The organism is Streptomyces griseorubiginosus (genome assembly GCF_017614965.1).
Classification (GTDB): domain Bacteria; phylum Actinomycetota; class Actinomycetes; order Streptomycetales; family Streptomycetaceae; genus Streptomyces; species Streptomyces griseorubiginosus_B.
In genome coordinates, this window is record NZ_WVUG01000051.1 from 1 (window position 1) to 16,205 (window position 16,205).

13 protein-coding genes and 2 pseudogenes are annotated in these 16,205 nt (G+C 65.1%); 14 read left to right on the top strand and 1 reads right to left on the bottom strand.

Annotation, left to right across the window (positions count from 1 at the left end; genetic code table 11):
• The 7 genes and pseudogenes from GRC12_RS12885 to GRC12_RS12920 form a co-directional block, all read left to right on the top strand.
• Window positions 1-770: pseudogene (locus tag GRC12_RS12885) on the top strand (ABC transporter ATP-binding protein); the annotation flags it as partial.
• A gap of 161 nt (window positions 771-931) precedes the next feature.
• Entirely contained in the window at window positions 932-1,819 is an 888-nt protein-coding gene (locus tag GRC12_RS12890) for a FadR/GntR family transcriptional regulator (protein WP_133046153.1), read from the top strand.
• A gap of 420 nt (window positions 1,820-2,239) precedes the next feature.
• Window positions 2,240-3,778, top strand: coding sequence for an RNA polymerase sigma factor (locus tag GRC12_RS45520; RefSeq protein WP_308286540.1), 1,539 nt, complete (start codon window positions 2,240-2,242; stop codon window positions 3,776-3,778).
• Window positions 3,779-3,892: 114 nt separating this feature from the next.
• Window positions 3,893-4,789 (top strand): tyrosine-type recombinase/integrase, encoded by an 897-nt coding sequence (locus GRC12_RS12905; protein WP_208779367.1) that lies wholly within the window; start codon window positions 3,893-3,895, stop codon window positions 4,787-4,789.
• Window positions 4,790-5,192: 403 nt separating this feature from the next.
• Window positions 5,193-5,483 carry a hypothetical protein gene (locus tag GRC12_RS12910; protein ID WP_208779368.1) on the top strand — a complete coding sequence of 97 codons (291 nt, stop codon included), beginning with the start codon at window positions 5,193-5,195 and terminating at the stop codon, window positions 5,481-5,483.
• Window positions 5,480-5,791, top strand: a complete 312-nt coding sequence (locus GRC12_RS12915) for a hypothetical protein (RefSeq protein ID WP_208779369.1) — start codon at window positions 5,480-5,482, stop codon at window positions 5,789-5,791. The genes GRC12_RS12910 and GRC12_RS12915 overlap by 4 nt, the downstream gene beginning before the upstream one ends.
• Entirely contained in the window at window positions 5,788-7,317 is a 1,530-nt protein-coding gene (locus tag GRC12_RS12920; protein WP_208779370.1) for an AAA family ATPase, read from the top strand. The genes GRC12_RS12915 and GRC12_RS12920 overlap by 4 nt, the downstream gene beginning before the upstream one ends.
• 876 nt (window positions 7,318-8,193) lie before the next feature.
• On the opposite strand, the gene GRC12_RS12925 is transcribed toward GRC12_RS12920, so the two are convergent.
• Window positions 8,194-10,113, bottom strand: coding sequence for a tetratricopeptide repeat protein (locus tag GRC12_RS12925; protein WP_208779371.1), 1,920 nt, complete (start codon window positions 10,111-10,113; stop codon window positions 8,194-8,196).
• 507 nt (window positions 10,114-10,620) lie between these two features.
• Here GRC12_RS12925 and GRC12_RS12930 point away from each other — a divergent pair.
• The 7 genes and pseudogenes from GRC12_RS12930 (at window position 10,621) to GRC12_RS12960 (ending at window position 16,201) form a co-directional block, all read left to right on the top strand.
• Window positions 10,621-10,836 (top strand): hypothetical protein, encoded by a 216-nt coding sequence (locus GRC12_RS12930; RefSeq protein ID WP_208779372.1) that lies wholly within the window; start codon window positions 10,621-10,623, stop codon window positions 10,834-10,836.
• A gap of 142 nt (window positions 10,837-10,978) precedes the next feature.
• Window positions 10,979-12,118, top strand: a complete 1,140-nt coding sequence (gene grrM, locus GRC12_RS12935) for a cyclophane-forming radical SAM/SPASM peptide maturase GrrM/OscB (RefSeq protein ID WP_208779373.1) — start codon at window positions 10,979-10,981, stop codon at window positions 12,116-12,118.
• 17 nt (window positions 12,119-12,135) lie between these two features.
• A complete protein-coding gene (locus GRC12_RS46905) occupies window positions 12,136-12,801 on the top strand; it encodes a 7-cyano-7-deazaguanine synthase (protein WP_208779374.1) in 666 nt (221 codons plus the stop codon).
• A gap of 94 nt (window positions 12,802-12,895) precedes the next feature.
• Window positions 12,896-13,657, top strand: a complete 762-nt coding sequence (locus GRC12_RS46910) for a YkgJ family cysteine cluster protein (protein WP_368861483.1) — start codon at window positions 12,896-12,898, stop codon at window positions 13,655-13,657.
• A gap of 377 nt (window positions 13,658-14,034) precedes the next feature.
• Window positions 14,035-14,528: pseudogene (locus GRC12_RS45525) on the top strand (transposase); the annotation flags it as partial.
• Window positions 14,529-14,558: 30 nt separating this feature from the next.
• Window positions 14,559-15,347, top strand: coding sequence for an HAD family hydrolase (locus GRC12_RS12955; protein WP_244372705.1), 789 nt, complete (start codon window positions 14,559-14,561; stop codon window positions 15,345-15,347).
• Entirely contained in the window at window positions 15,344-16,201 is an 858-nt protein-coding gene (locus tag GRC12_RS12960; RefSeq protein WP_208779376.1) for an NAD(P)-dependent oxidoreductase, read from the top strand. Before GRC12_RS12955 ends, GRC12_RS12960 begins: the two co-directional genes overlap by 4 nt.
• Window positions 16,202-16,205 lie beyond the last annotated feature (4 nt).

The window sequence follows — 16,205 nt, forward strand, 5'->3', positions numbered from 1 at the left end:
CCCCAAGCCCCCTCCGCCCCGTGCGCTACGAGATCCGCCGTGCCGCCGGGATCGGTACGGGGTTCCTGGTCGCCGGGGCCGTACTGCTGGCGTCGGCCCTCACCGCCGTACTCACCGCGAGGATCGGGCACACACCGCAGGCGCGGCTGCTGGCCGCGTGGCCGTGGGAGCTGCCGTTGCCGCCCGCCGCGCTCGGGGCGGGGCTGCTCGGCGCGCTGGCCTTCGGCGACGAGTTCCGCCACCCCGCGCTGGCGGCGGACCGGGGCACCGTGCCCCGCCGGCTGGGGCTGCTCGTCGCGAAGCTCCTCGTCGCCACGGCCACCGCGCTGACCCTGGCCGTCCTCACGGTCGGCTGCGACGCCGAGGTGCTCTACGTCGTCTACGGACGGGAGCTCACGGAAGTTCCCGGAGACTGGCCGGCGCTGGGAGCGAGTTGGACCGGGCTCGTCGTCGGGTGCGCGTGGGCCGGAGTGCTGGCGGCCGGTGTGTTCCGGTCCACCACCGCGGGACTCGCGGCCGTGCTCGCCGTACCGGTCGTCGTCGTCCCCCTCGTACAAAAGGCCTTGTCGGGATCGTCCGTGCGGACCGCGGCCGGGTTTCCGCTGCGGTTGCGCGAGACACTTCTGCTGCAGTGGCCCTTCGGGGGAGAGCGCTATCTGTCCGCTGTCGCGCGTGTGATCGCCCAACCCGTGGGTGGGGCAATGACGTTGTCGCTGACCGCGCTGCTCTGCGCGTATGTGCTCACGACCCTGCGCAGCAGGGTCCGGTGACGTCCGGCCGCACACTTTCGCCCCACCCTGTGCGCAACTCCCCGCGGAACGCCCATATCTTTCCGATAAGGCGTCAATTGCGACGGGGTGAGCGATCACCCTTTCGTGTGCTTTTCACCAAAGACCTCAAGGGAGTTGAGGACAGCGCCGACAAAGGATCCGTGAGTACCCTTGCGCACACCATGATGACCGCCGCCCGCTCCGCAGACTCCGGCCTCGTCGGCCCGGGCGAACTCGACCGCTACCCCTACGCCGAGGCGCACGTCGCCGACCGCGTCGGAGTCCCCGCCTGGGAGAGCGCCGACCCGGAGCTGGGCCGCGTGGGCCGGCGCGCCACGGGCAGCCGCGGACGCGGGCTGCACGGCCAACTCGTCCAGCAGCTGGGGCAGATGATCGTCTCCGGTGACCTGGGCGCGGACCGCCCGCTGGTGCCCGAGGAGATCGGCCAGCGCTTCGAGGTCTCCCGCACCGTCGTCCGTGAGTCGCTCCGCGTCCTGGAGGCCAAGGGCCTGGTCAGCGCCCGTCCGAACGTCGGCACGCGCGTGCGTCCGGTCAGCGACTGGAATCTCCTGGACCCCGACATCATCGAGTGGCGGGCCTTCGGGCCGCAGCGCGACGACCAGCGGCGCGAGCTGAGCGAACTTCGCTGGACCATCGAGCCGCTCGCCGCCCGCCTCGCCGCCGGGCACGGGCGTGAGGACGTCCAGCAGCGCCTCGCGGACATGGTCGAGATCATGGGCCACGCCATGGGGCAGGGTGACGCGCTCACCTTCTCGCGCGCGGACGCCGAGTTCCACTCCCTGCTCATCCAGGTCGCGGGAAACCGCATGCTGGAGCACCTCTCCGGGATCGTGTCGGCCGCGCTCCAGGTCTCCGGCAGCCCCGTCACGGGCTGCGACCGGCCCAACGAGACGTCGCTGGCGCACCACGCCAGGATCGCCGACGCCCTGGCGGCCGGCGACGGCGCGGCGGCCGAGGCTGCCATGCGCCAACTGCTCACCGTTCACCCCGAGGTGGAGCGTGTGGTGCCGGCGCCGCGCGAGCACTGACCCCGCACCACGAGTGGCGCGGACGGGTACGCCTCCCCCTCCTGGGGCGTCGCCCGGCCGGCCGCTCCCGTCGGACCCCGCATCCTCCCCGGGATCATGCGGGGTCCGACGGCGCGAGGGACTCGTGGCGCCGAGGTGCCTTGGTCTGAGCCATGTGTGATCTCGTATGCCCACGTCTGACCGTTTTTGAATGCTTACGGGGTGTGACTCGGGCCACGCGGATTGGGCGTAACGCTTGCGGGAACACTGCGATGACCTAAGAGGTGACTGCCGAGGAGGGAATACGGACGCCGTTCACGGCGCTGTGCATCTTCCCGGCCCCCGCCCGCGCCGTCGGCCCGATCCCCAAGGCCGGTGGTCGGTTCCTGTCCGTCCTGGACGGGGCCGGAAGCCGTTTTCCAACGTTCCGAGAGGTTGTTCGTGTCGGCCAGCACATCCCGTACGCTCCCGCCGGAGATCGCCGAGTCCGTCTCTGTCATGGCTCTTATCGAGCGGGGAAAGGCTGAGGGGCAGATCGCCGGCGACGATGTGCGTCGGGCCTTCGAAGCTGACCAGATTCCGGCCACTCAGTGGAAGAACGTACTGCGCAGCCTCAACCAGATCCTCGAGGAAGAGGGTGTGACGCTGATGGTCAGTGCCGCGGAGCCCAAGCGCACCCGAAAGAGCGTCGCAGCGAAGAGTCCGGCCAAGCGCACCGCAACCAAGACCGTCGCGGCGAAGACGGTGACCGCGAAGAAGGCCACCGCCACCGCCACGCCGGCGGCGCCCGCTGTCGACACGCCGCCGGTCGAGGACGACGCGCCGAAGGCCGCTGCCGCGAAGAAGCCGGCCGCCAAGAAGGCGACGCCGGCCGCGAAGAAGACCGTCGCCAAGAAGACGGCGGTCAAGAAGACCACCGCCAAGAAGGACGACGCCGAGGTCCTCGAGGAAGAAGTGCTCGAGGAGACCCCCAAGGCCGGCGATGAGCCCGAGGGCGCCGAGAGCGCGGGTTTCGTGCTCTCCGACGAGGACGAGGACGACGCGCCGGCCCAGCAGGTCGCCGCGGCGGGTGCCACCGCCGACCCGGTCAAGGACTACCTCAAGCAGATCGGCAAGGTCCCGCTGCTCAACGCCGAGCAGGAGGTCGAGCTCGCCAAGCGCATCGAGGCGGGCCTGTTCGCCGAGGACAAGCTGGCCAACGCGGACAAGCTCGCGCCCAAGCTCAAGCGCGAGCTGGAGATCATCGCCGAGGACGGCCGTCGCGCCAAGAACCACCTCCTGGAGGCCAACCTCCGTCTGGTGGTCTCGCTGGCCAAGCGCTACACCGGCCGCGGCATGCTCTTCCTGGACCTCATCCAGGAGGGCAACCTCGGTCTGATCCGCGCGGTCGAGAAGTTCGACTACACCAAGGGCTACAAGTTCTCCACGTACGCCACCTGGTGGATCCGTCAGGCGATCACCCGCGCCATGGCCGACCAGGCCCGCACCATCCGTATCCCGGTGCACATGGTCGAGGTCATCAACAAGCTCGCGCGCGTGCAGCGCCAGATGCTCCAGGACCTGGGCCGTGAGCCCACCCCGGAGGAGCTGGCCAAGGAACTCGACATGACCCCGGAGAAGGTCATCGAGGTCCAGAAGTACGGCCGCGAGCCCATCTCCCTGCACACCCCGCTGGGCGAGGACGGCGACAGCGAGTTCGGTGACCTCATCGAGGACTCCGAGGCCGTCGTCCCGGCCGACGCGGTCAGCTTCACGCTCCTGCAGGAGCAGCTGCACTCCGTTCTGGACACCCTGTCCGAGCGCGAGGCGGGCGTCGTCTCCATGCGCTTCGGTCTCACCGACGGTCAGCCGAAGACCCTCGACGAGATCGGCAAGGTGTACGGCGTCACGCGCGAGCGCATCCGTCAGATCGAGTCCAAGACGATGTCGAAGCTGCGTCACCCCTCGCGTTCCCAGGTGCTGCGCGACTACCTCGACTGAGTCAGATCCGCCCTGGCGCCCCTGACCTGCTACTTTGCGGGTTGGGGGCGCTTTTGTGTGCCAGCGCAGCGCTGCTACTCCAGATATCAGACCTCTCTGGCATATGCTTACGGCATGGTCAAATATCCGGACATAGCCTCACTCCTTGACTCCTGGCTCCTTCACCTCGCCGCTGAGCGGAAAAGTGCACAGACCCTGAAGACCTACGGCGACGGGGTGCGCGCTTTCCTGCGGTGGTGCGAAGCGGAAGGCCGCTCCCCGGTTCTCGACCGGCCAACGGTCAACGCCTTCGTCGCCGCCCTGCTGAATGAGGGCGCGGAGGCGTCCACGGCACGGTCCAGGCAGCTGGCCGTACGTCGCTTCAGCGCGTGGCTGGCCGACGAGGGCGAGATCGACACCGACCAGCTCCTGTACCTGAAGCCGCCTAAGCTCGATCACAAGGTGGTCCCGGAGCTGGATGACGACCAGCTCCGAGCGCTGATCAAGGCCTGCAAGGGCAATGATCTTCGCGACCGGCGTGACGAGGCGATCGTCCGCCTCATGGCTGAGACCGGGGCGCGAGCCGGGGAGATTGTCGGCATGAGCGTCGCTGACATCGACCTGAGGCGGGGAGTAGCGGTCGTGCGGCGGGGCAAGGGAGGCAAGGGCCGCACGGTCCCTGTCGGTCCGCAGGCCGCCCGAGCTCTCGACCGGTACATCCGGGCCCGTAGGACGCATCGGCTTGCCCAGACCGCAGCCCTGTGGCTCGGCGACCGCGGCAAGGGCTTCAGCTATGACGGGCTGTACGTTGCGCTGCGGTACCGTGCGGATCTGGCTGGCATCCCGGACTTCCACCCGCACGTGCTCCGGCACACCGCTGCTGGGCGTTGGCTTGCGGCAGGCGGGTCCGAGGGCGGGCTGATGGCTGTTGCCGGATGGTCACGCCGCGACATGATCGACCGATACACCCGGGCGACTTCCGAGCGCCGCGCCTCTGAGGAGGCCCGCCGACTCAACCTGGGGGACCTGTGAAATACCTCCCTCCCTTGCCCCCAAGCAGGTCTCGACCGGGTTCGCCGTTCCGGAGGCCACCCCAGATCGCGTTGATGCTGCGCTGCACCGCATGCAAGCGGAAGGTGGCCTACGTGACGTCGACAGGCAATCTGTACTGGTGGGAGGAGAGTGATCACCACGAAGACTGCGGCGTCTTCGACTTCGATTCCGTGAAGCCCCGAGTAGCGCCGCGGTACCGCGAGCACGGAAAGACTGGCGAGCAGCAACCTGCGGTGGACATCACACCGCTCCCGCACAGCGCCTGATAGTCTCGGCAGTCCAGCGCTTAGCGCTGCGTAACCGTCGACGCGAGCTGCACGCGGCAGTGACTGTACCTGGCGGCCCCAAAGAGGCCGATTGACGGGCCGGGAAGATCCCTTCGATGGGCTTCCTTGCCATGTCCAACGCCGCTGAGCGCTCGATGCGCGCACGCATTGCCGCCCACTCTCTCTGGGCGAAGACCGACGACCCCACCGCCCACACGGCCCCCGCGAGGCGGGCTTTCCTCGACCGCTTCGAACGGGAGGTGGACCCCGAAAACCGCCTGACGTCGGAGGAGCGTTCGCGCCGCGCTGAGCACGCACGCAAGGCCTACTTCCAGCGCCTGGCGCTGGCCTCATCGCGCGCACGTGCCGCCAAGGCCGCCGCCCGTAGGGGTGGTGGAGCGGAGTGAACAACGGACAGGGCCCCGGTGGCAGGGGCCCCATCAACGGCAACGACATCACCATAACCGCGATCGCCGGCCAGCCAGTAGTGGTCGTTCAGCCGGTCATTCCTGACGCCGCCCCGGAGGGGCTCAAGAACGGACTCGCCATCCGCCGGACCGCGAACACCACCGGCATCTGCCCAGGCTGCGGTGCTCGAATGCCGATGCCGAATCGCGCCGAGCGGCGGGCCGCCCGCCGGGCCGGGAAGATCATCGCTGTCGTCATCGAGCACGACGACGACTGCCCGGCGCTGCTGGGTGGTGGTCGGTTGTGATCACGGAAGAGGGGCCCGGCAAGGCCTCAGCCCCCGAAGAGGATGCCGAGTCGCAGACCGAGGCCGTTACACCGCCGGTCCACGCCTCCCCGTTCAGCCGACCGAGGCAGCCCGACGGGTTCGCGCCGACCGACGACCCTGTGACTTACGGTGGTTACTCCGCGAGCGTGTACTTCGCGCTCGTCGACCAATGTGCGGCGCAGCCGGACACCGAGAGGCGTCAGGATCTGGCCAAGGCGTGGTTCCCTTTCGAGAGCGACTTCACCGCCTTCGTGCGGCTCGTCCAGAACGAGCGTGACCGCATCGCAGAGGACAGAGAGACCCGCGAACGGAAGGAGCAGAAGCAGCACGACGACTACGCCCGTCGCCAGGACGCCGCCCGCGAGAAGGTGAAGCGGGAGAAGGTCGAGCGTCGGCTGTCGGGCGAACTGGACCCCGCTACCCAGCGCTTTCTCGACGCCTTCGAGACTGGGCTCCTAGACGTCGACCAGATGCTCTCCCTGCCCCGGCCGCATTGGCTCATCGATGGTGTTCTCTGCCTGGACTCCCTGGCCTGGCTGGCAGGTCCCTCGAACACGTACAAGTCGTTCCTAGCCCTGGACATCGCGGCGAGGGCCGCCTTCGGGATGACGTACCACGGCGACGACCGGCCGATGGCGATGGCCCGGTCTCTGGTGGTCGTCGCCGAGGGCGCCGGGGCATACGGCGATCGCATCCGCGCGTGGGAACGAAAGAACCGACGGGAGATCCCGCGCGACCAGGTCATGTTCTACCCGAGGGCCGTCCAGCTCTCCGACCTGGTCGTGGAGATGCCCGCGCTACTGGCTCATGTGAAGCGCCAGCGGGAGCAGGGGACCGGCTACGGGTTGATCATCTTCGACACGCAGGCCATGTGCACCGTCGGCGTGAACGAGAACGACAACACGGAGATGGGCGTCGTCGTGAACGTCTTGCACCAACTCCGGGAGGCGACTGGGGCGTGCATTCTGCTCGTCCACCACTTCGGCTCGGACGACGCCAAGGGGATGCGTGGCGCCACCGCCATCTACGCCGCCGCGACCACGGTGGTCGCGGTGAAGCGGAAGGGCGATCTGAAGGTGGCGCTCTCGACCAGGGCGCCGAAGGGTAAGCAGAAGGACGCCGAGGCCGTAGACGCCTTCGTGCTGGACCTGGAGAAGGTCGGCGACATAGAGGAGGGCTGGGGCTCTCTTGTGCCGGCCAGGGGCATCTACAGTGGCTCTGACATCCGGGTCACGCCCACTGTCAACGCCCGCCAGCACGTCATCCTGTCGAGTCTCGCGGAGACCGACCAGGTGGGTGGCCTCGGGGTGACGGCCATCGCGCGGCACGTCTCCGAGGCGGAGGGGCCGAACCCGAATACCGGCAAGTCGTGGGCTCCGTCGACTACCGCTTCGTGGATGAACACACTCGTCCGCAGGGAACTGGTGAAGAAGACCGGCGCGAACTACACGATCACCGAACTCGGGCGCGAGGCCTTCGCTGACTTCGAGGGCCGAGGCAAGTAGATGTTGGACGCCCAGTAGAGCTGGAACCTTCTTTGTTCCCCCTCTTCCCTCTTTTGCCCTTGCGTTCGCCTTCGCTTCGCCCTCTACAGGGTAGAGAGGCGGCGCTATAGCGAAGAGGGCGGCATTGGATAGCGAAGCAATGGCGAAGCGATGGCGAAGGTGCAGGTCAGAAGCCTTCGCCATAGCGAAGGATATGGCGAAGGCCGATAGCGAAGATCTTGGCGCGAGAAGCACCCTCCTGAATGCTCTGGACGATCGAGAAAGGGTCCAAAGCATATGGGGCAGGAACCGAACGACTGCTAGCAGAGACGGTGCTCTACTACCGGGTCTGCGAAGACGCAGCCAGGGCCTGACAGCTCCGGTACCTGCTGGAGAGACGAGGCCAAGGAGACGCGTTGACGGACTCTTCATCGGAAGGCGCCTGGACTTGCATTACGTGAGTTAGACAGCTCATCGTCTGGTGCCAGCTTTTTCGCTGCGCAAAAAAAAGTGGTCGAGGCGCGGGGTCATCCGGCATATTAACTGCCTTGCGCCCCCCTCCCCCCCAGGAGAGTTCGATCCACGCTCTGATCGAGGCGTCTACTGGATCCCGTGCTGCCAACGCTCATGTTTGCGCGCGAAGGACTGGGCGGCGTTGCAGAGTGCAACGGTGCACTCGTCCTGAATGTCTCGCAGTTCTCTCGATGGAGTGATACAGCGCAACGGCATCGGCCCGAAACTCAGGCGAGTCCGTCGACCACCCAGCAGGAACTCCTGATCCTATGGATCTTGGCGATCCAATGATCAGGCCTTCCACGATCAAGGGGAGACGCCCAAGCCCGGATCCGGAGGGCCCGTAACCCCACTTTCAAAGTGTTTGGCGACCGAACTCCCGGGTCAGGTGCCGCGTATTGCAGCCAGGGTGTCCCGTACCACTTCGGTCAAAGGGTGCTGGTCGCCGAGCACTCGCCGACTGTCGGTGAAGGCGCCCTCGAATAGTGGTATTGCCCGTCCCAGATCCCCACTCGCTAGGTAGGCGCCAGCGAGGTTGCTGCGGGAGGTCAGGGTGGCGGGGTGGTCTTCGCCCAGTAGCCGCTCCCGGTCGGTGAGGGTTTGCTGATATAGCGGGACGGCCCGCTCCAGATCCCCCGCCGCGTGATAGGCGCCGGCGAGGTTGTTGCGGGAGGTCAGGGTGACTGGATCGTCTTCGCCGAACACGCGCCGACTATCGGCGAGGGTGCGCTCGAACACCGGTACGGCCCACCCAAGATCCACCGCCTCCCAGTAGTCGCTGGCGAGGTTGTTGCCGGAGGTCAGGGTGGCTGGGTGGTCTTCACCCAGGCGCTGCCCCCCGGTGAGGGTGCGCTCGAGATACGCGGTGGCGAGGACGACGGCGCTCTGGTCTTGGAGGAACGATGCCGTCTGTGCGAGGAGGCGGGCGGTGGCGGCGGCACGGGTGTCCGGTGGTGCGTGGTCGGCGAGAGCTGCGATGTGCGGGAGCAGAGCGCGCCAGGTCGGCCAGTCAGTGGCGGTGTTCAAATGGGCGGGCAGAGCATTGGTCAGTTGGGTGGTGGCCAGGATGCGGGCGTCCTCGATGTCGTGTGGTTGCCGGTAAGGATCCTGGCAGTTGGGCGTGCGGGCGACGGTTTGGACCAGGGGGTGCATGTTCAGGGTGTTGTGCTCCGTGGCGAGCATGCTGTAGGCGGCCAGTCGGCCGACAGCGTGGGTGAGCGCGGGCGGGTCCGCAATGCCGTCCAGAAGGGTGCGGGGGATAGCATCGGGCGCATACCAGGCCAGGACCCGCAGGATGGTCGCGGTGAGGGGTTCGTCGGTCATTCGTTTCTGGGTGACGTGCCAGATGCGGGCGATAGTGCGTTCGGTGGCGGTGCCTTCCGCCCCCTGCCCCAACATCTCGTCCGTGTAGCTGGCGAGCATGCCCGAGTAAATGCGTGGAGTAATGCCGGCGTCGACGATGTAGGCAGCCGCCTGTTCGATGGCTAGCGGGAGGCCGCCCAGTTTTTCGCACAGTTCGTCCGCCCCGTCCACTTCCCGAGAGGATCCGGTGTTGAGAATGCGGTTGAGTAGGTCCACGGCTTCCGCCTGGTCCAGGACGTCCACGGGGACGGCGGTCGCCAGGCCGCGCCAGCCAGTGGTGCGGCTGGTGATCAGGAAGCGGCCGCTTGACCGGCGGCGGTAGCGTGATCGACCACGTGGTCGTTTATTGCGCCGGACCCCACCTGGCCGGCCGCGCACTCTGGCGAGCAGCCAGCGGATGTCGTCTGGGTCGTTGACGTCATCAAGGATGACCAGCCAACCGTGGTGGGCGGCGAGCCACTGCACCGCCCGTTCTTGCAGAGCTTCGAGGTCGAGGGACATTTCGTCAGACAATGCGGGTTGCAGTGCAGTTGCCAGAGCCGCTAGGCCTGCCTTCAGGGCAGCCGGGCTGTCAGCGCTGATCCACCAGATCGGGTAGTAATCGGTGGCGCGTGTGGTGGCCCAGTGCGCGGCCAGAGTGCTCTTGCCGATGCCGCCGAGGCCGTGAACCGCATGCACGACCATCCCGCCGGGGCCCTCCTGGGTGTCGTCGAGGCGGTCCAGGACCTCCTCGCGGCCGACGAACTGGCTAGGGCTCGGCTGTGGGGGAAGGTTGACCAATCCCGGAGGGGGGTCCGACTCGGGCCAGGCAAGACCGCTCCTGGTAGCGCCACCGTCGGTGCCCGGCTGCTTCAACGCATGGGTCGACACCCCCAGACCAGCCACGCCGGCGATCGTCCCCACAATGCCCGCCACCTTGCCTGCTGTGTCCAGGTCCGCCACCACTACGAGCGCAATGAACCCCGCGGCTAGCAACGCGCCGACAACCGCCCCGACCCAGGCTAGTCTCCTACGCAGTGGTGCCATATCACCTATATATACCTAATACACCCCACTGCGTCATCTCGAGGTGAGCGACTGGCCGCTACCCAATCCCGTCGTCACGGCGTGAACCTGGCATTTACAAACCTGGTAGCACTCCCGTTCTGGGACGCTCAGGCAACATCGCCAACCGCTATGGCCAGCGGCAGGGCGATCGAGGCGGGCAGGGATGGGCGAGTGCCTACCCCGCCGTGCGCCTCACGAGGGTGCCCACCCCCAAGTACGAGAACCAGCGTCACTACATCAATGCTGTGAGAGTCCGACGCGTACTGCGGACTCGCAACCGCCCCGAGTGTCAGACGGAGCTGGTTGTGGCCTCCGTTCGAGGGAAAACGCCGCCGCGCAGGTACCTCACCGTCACGGTGGGGAATCAACCCGACACGGTCCCCAACTAGGAAGGTACGAAGAATGTCAGAGAAAGCATATTCAAAGGGCAATGAGTCGATTTCCGAACGCACGTCCCAGCTCCGCGAAACGCCTGATTTTCAGGAGGAGGCCGAGGCGGTGGCGCGCGATAGTTCCACTCTTCATGGCGATGAGGTTCACCCTGATGAGGAACATGAACCGGAGTCGGAGGGGACGCAGTGGGATAAGTGGCAGGATTGGACGAAGATCCTCAATTAGAGGCAGTGCATTCATTCGGGTCGCAGTCTCTGCGGAACGCCGGGATGACATTGGGCGAGCCTGGCGAGTGTACGTAGGTGATGTCGCGAAGCCAGGTACCGCCATCGGCACCTGACGGGCGCCAGCTGAAGGTTGGAACTCCATGGCGAACGGCCGTACAGAGATCGTAGTGATCCAGGCCACAAGCTTCTGCAACGTTGACTGCAAGTACTGCTATCTACCAGACCGCATGCTGAACAACCGTATCTCACTGGAGACGGTTGCCAAAATCGCTGATCGACTGTTTGAGTCTTCTTTCATTGCTGACGAGGTGACGATTGTCTGGCATGCTGGAGAACCACTTTCGCTGCCAATCAGTTTCTATGAGGAAGCGCACAAGCGGATTGAGCGGAGGAACACGCGCGGCGTAAAAATCGCGTGGTCAATCCAGACCAACGCAACACTGATTACGGATGATTGGTGCCAATTCTTCAAGCGGCACCAGGTCAGAGTTGGTATTAGCCTGGACGGACCGAAGGAAGTCCACGACGCATATCGAGTGGACCGTGCCGGGCGAGGCACATTTGATCGAACCATGCGCGGAGTTCGACTGATGAGGGAAGCGGGTCTTCGACCCGCGATCATCGCGGTCGTAACGGATGCTTCTCTGCGGCATCCTGAAGATATCTGGCGGTTCTTCACTGAAATTGGTGCCCCTTATGTTGGCTTGAACGTTGAGTCGGTGGAGGGTGTCAATGTTACCTCCAGCGTCCAGTATGATGGGGCTGAAAATGATTATAAAGATTTCCTGAAGCGGATTCTTTCAAGTATGGACAAGGCCCCCTCCTCGCCTCTGCTTCGTGAATACGAAAACACTCTGCGTCACATTATGTCGCAGAGTTCAAATACCCGCCCGCAGGACAATGTTCCGATGGCGATCCTCAACTTTGATAGCCGGGGCAATATCTCAACGTTCTCCCCAGAACTGCTTACTGCGCGCCATCATCGGTATGGCCAGTTCATCTTGGGAAATGTCTTCGAGCAGTCACTTGACGACCTAATTCACACTGATCGGTTTCGGTGGTTGAACGTAGAAATCGAGGAGGGAGTCAAGCGCTGCCGGGAGACATGTGGTTACTATTCGTTCTGCGGGGGCGGCTGGCCTGCGAATAAGCTGGCGGAGACCGACACGTTTGAATCAACCGAAACATCTTCATGTCGGCTACGAGTTAAGGCGAGAGTCGACGCGATCCTTGAGCATCTTGAGGAGCGCTTTGGTTCGGATGCGGGAGTAGGTCGCTGACGCGATAGGGTAGGATAATGGCCGAGTGTCAGCAGATTAGGCGATCAAATCAGAAGACCGTCATCATGCTCTCTGGCGGTATCGATTCTACCGTTCTACTCCACGACGTTGCTCGGAAGAGCTCAATTCCGCCGGTCGCCCTGCATTTCTCCGGATTTGCGACGACTCGCGAGACTAGTGCCGCCAGAGCGATCGCGGAAAAAATTGGAGCCGAATTCGTCCATGTGGACGTGAAATCTTTCGTGCGAGCGTGTATCCCCGAACGCACCCGACCTCGGAAATCAGACGGTCGGCTGGTGTACGGAAACTCTGTCGTGTTGTCGATGTCCATTGCATTCGCTGTGGCAAGGGATATTCCGCGCGTTGCCGTAGGACTAAACGCTGACGACGCGCTGGCATTCACCGAAAATCGCCCCGAATTCATCGAACAATTCCGTGATGGTCTGGAGCTATCAGGGGTTAACTGTAGGCTGCTTGCGCCCTACCACAGTTGGCCAAAGGTAAAAGTCCTACGCCGAGGGGCTGAGCTCGGGGTCGATCTCGGTTCCACCTTCAGTTGCATGACCCCGACTCGCGACTTGCATGATGGAACCTGTGCCTCCTGCCTCGACAGGCAGGCAGCGTTTAAGGCGGCCGACATAAGCGATCCCACACAGTATGCGAATGGAACACTCGGATGCTGACCGACAATGGGTGGAGGAAAACGATCTTCCCCTTACCGTAGCCCGAATTGTGCGCAGTACGCGATTCCTGACGGACGACGATGATTGGCACCCCATGTCTCCCCAGCAAGCCTCCGCTCCTCGTGATCCTTGCGGTCCTTGTGGAATGTGTTGCCGCGCTTACGTAGTCCCGATTTGTGGTTACGACATTTGGTCTATTAATCGCTGCTTTAAGATTGGTCCGATGGAATATGCTCGGGCGCTTCGGCAAAGACAAGATACCCCACACGGCTTCCTTCTTGCGGAAGGGGGAAAGGCGTTCATTCTTACCCTGGATAAACGCGGCAAAATGCTTCCAGGCGCACCATGTGTCTTCTTGGAAGAAAGCACCGAGCAGCGCTCGCGCTGCCTCATTTATGCTAGCCGACCGGTGGTGTGCCAGGTGTATCCAATGGTGGCACGAAACGGACGAATCGCTGAGCATCCTGAGTCTCTGTGTGCGGATGGATCATGGCCTAGAAGTGAGGTTGAAAGGCCCTCATGGTCTGACGCGGTACAGTTTCGTGAGGATCAGTTCGACGTGTACGCACAGGCCGTCGACGCATGGAACCATCATGTCAAGCAGCATCATGCAGCATACCAGTTGCGGGATTTTTACAGCTATTTGTTTCGACTGTACGACCGAATCCAATCTAACTCTTCGCTGTTTGAGAAATATGTTTCTACCAAGATGGTGCCAGGTAGGGAAATGGCATTCCATGAGCACCCTGCCGAAACTATTGGAACCCCCGTCCTCCATCAACTGGCACTCAAAGTCGCAGACGAGATCTGGCAGACACGAGGACGGGAGGAACGCCAAAGTAGAAATTGCCTCTGAGCTGTAACGATGGAGTTGAGGGTCCTGTACGTGGTGGCGGAAGAGGTACTTCCCAGGGCCGTACCCCGCGTGTCCGTGTCGAAGGCAGTGTTCGCGGGGTGGTTGTCCAGGCAACTCGATGCTGGTCGAGACGATGCGCAAGTCCGGCCTGGACACCGCGATATCGGCGGCGCTGGCACCGTGGCGCGGCGTGGGCCGTGCACAGATCCGGGCAAGGTCCTGCCGGACATGGCTCTGGCCGCCGCGCTGGGCGGCGTCTGTCTGGCCGACGTCGGCATGTTTGTGGGCCGACGGTCCGGGGAGCCGGTGGCCGACCTGTTGTGGCCCGGCAACGCGGGCTTCAACACCGGCGCCGACCACGTCGAAACCGCCCGACCGACGCGGGCGGCACCGAGCGGCCCGGCGCCTGGGTTGCGGAGATAACCGACATGCCCGACCTGAGCACCTGGCCGAAGGGTATGCGACTGATCGTCCGCAAGGAACGCCCGCCCCCGGCGCTCAGTCGCGCTTCACCAACCTCGACGGCAACCACCTCACCTGCTTCGCGACGAACACCAAGGCGGCCAGCTCGCCGACCTGGAACTCCGCCACCGCAGACGGGCCCGATGCGAGGACCGCATCCGAAACGCCCGCGACACCGGCCTGCGCAACCTGCCCCTGCTCGACACCGCCGAGAATCGGATCTGGCCGGAGATCGTCTCCCTCGCGCTCGACCTCCTCGCCTGACCGCCGATGCTTCGTTCTGATTGGCGCGACCCACCGCTGGGAACCCAAACGGCTTCGTCTTCACCTGTTCTCCGCCGCCTAGCTCGTGCACACCGGCCGCCGCCACGAGCTCCGCCAGTTGCATGACCTGCCACACCCCGGCTGACCGGCCGCGTCGACCGTCTCGATAGCCCGCATGGCCACACCGGAGAAGGGGAACCCGGCGCTGATTCGACGCGACAGTCTGGCCGCCCGTCCCGGCTCCCGACAGGTCGGACCGCACAAGCACATCGAGGTTAGGGTGCGGGATGTGCAGCGTCTCCTGGTTCTCTTCGACCTTGATAACACCCTGGTGGATCGGCGGGGGACCCTCGGCGACTGGGCCGCCGAATTCACCGCCCGGCACGGTCTGGGGGACGAGGAGCGGGCTTACGTCCTGGGCATGGTGGCCGAGCGGGCCTATCCGTCCAGCTTTGACGCAATCCGCACCCGGTACCGGCTGCCCATGTCGACGGCGGCGTTGTGGCGCGAGTACTGCGCCGACATCGCGGCCTCGGCGTCGTGCCCAGCCGAGGTCCTTGACGGATTAGTCGAGCTGCGTGCGGCAGGATGGCGAGTGGGGGTGGCAACCAACGGTGCGGTGGACATCCAGCACGCCAAGCTGCGGGCCACGGGTATCTCCAAGCGCGTGGACGGCGTCTTCGTCTCCGAGGAGGCCGAAGCGCGCAAACCGCTGACCCGACACTTCGCCCTGGCTGCGGCGCGCTGCGGCACCGGATTGGGCGACGGTGGCTGGATGGTCGGCGACAACCCGATCAACGACGTTGGCGGCGGACGCTCTGCGGGGTTGCGCACCATCTGGATCGGTAACGGCCGCTCCTGGCCGCCGGACGATCCCGGGCCGGACCACGTGGTGCCACATGCACGCGCCGCTATCGACTTGCTGCTTCTGCAATCCGTCGACCGCATGAGGACCAGGGCATGACTACCACCGTCGGACTGCTGCACCCCGGCAGCATGGGATCTGCCTTCGGCGCCCAGCTACGTGCCCGCGGCCACATCGTGTTGTGGTGCCCCGACGGGCGCAGCGGCACAACCTGCAGCCGAGCCGAGCGCGCGGGCCTCGAGCCCGAAGCACTGCCGGAGCTAATCTCTCGCTCGGACGTAGTGCTCTCCCTGTGCCCTCCCGCCGCCGCGGAGGAGACCGCCGCCCAGGTAGCCGAGCTCGGCACTGCCGGCGCGGGCGCGATCTACGTCGAAGCGAACGCCGTCTCGCCCTCGCGCGTGCAGCGCATCGCCGACCGGCTGACCCCGATGCCGGTCATCGATGCCGCTGTGGTCGGATCGCCTCCGGTCGGCGGCAAGTACCCGACGCTCTATCTGTCCGGCCCGAGCAAGCAGGCCGACCGGATCGCCGAACTCTTCGCTGGCACAGATGTGCGGCCCCACGTCCTGGGCGACCGCATCGGCAAGGCCTCCGCGCTCAAGCTCGCGTACTCCAGCTACCAGAAGGTCTCGCGCGTGCTGGCCGCCGTGGCTTACGGGGCAGCCAAAACGTACGGTGTCGCGGACGAGCTACTGGAGATCGCAGCCAAGCGCACCCGCAGCTACCTCGTTGAGACCGACTACATCCCCAAGACCGCTGCCCGCGCCTGGCGCTGGGGCTCAGAGCTTGAGGATGCGGCGGCTTTGCTCGCCGACGCAGGGCTTCCGGACTCCCTCATGCACGCCGCCGCCACGACGCTCGCCCGGTGGGACGGCAACAGGGACGAGCGACTCGATATCGCCGAGGCGCTGGAAGCTCTGCGCGTCGAGGAGCACCTGGACAACCCAGGTTGAGCAG

Excerpts from the sequence above, each read along its gene's own strand:
- grrM (WP_208779373.1), top strand. The coding sequence starts at position 10,979 with ATGGCGAACGGCCGTACAGAGATCGTAGTGATCCAGGCCACAAGCTTC.
- GRC12_RS12930 (WP_208779372.1), top strand. The coding sequence starts at position 10,621 with ATGTCAGAGAAAGCATATTCAAAGGGCAATGAGTCGATTTCCGAACGC.
- GRC12_RS12910 (WP_208779368.1), top strand. The coding sequence starts at position 5,193 with ATGGGCTTCCTTGCCATGTCCAACGCCGCTGAGCGCTCGATGCGCGCA.
- GRC12_RS12905 (WP_208779367.1), top strand. The coding sequence starts at position 3,893 with ATGGTCAAATATCCGGACATAGCCTCACTCCTTGACTCCTGGCTCCTT.
- GRC12_RS46905 (WP_208779374.1), top strand. The coding sequence starts at position 12,136 with ATGGCCGAGTGTCAGCAGATTAGGCGATCAAATCAGAAGACCGTCATC.
- GRC12_RS46910 (WP_368861483.1), top strand. The coding sequence starts at position 12,896 with ATGTCTCCCCAGCAAGCCTCCGCTCCTCGTGATCCTTGCGGTCCTTGT.
- GRC12_RS12955 (WP_244372705.1), top strand. The coding sequence starts at position 14,559 with ATGGCCACACCGGAGAAGGGGAACCCGGCGCTGATTCGACGCGACAGT.
- GRC12_RS12960 (WP_208779376.1), top strand. The coding sequence starts at position 15,344 with ATGACTACCACCGTCGGACTGCTGCACCCCGGCAGCATGGGATCTGCC.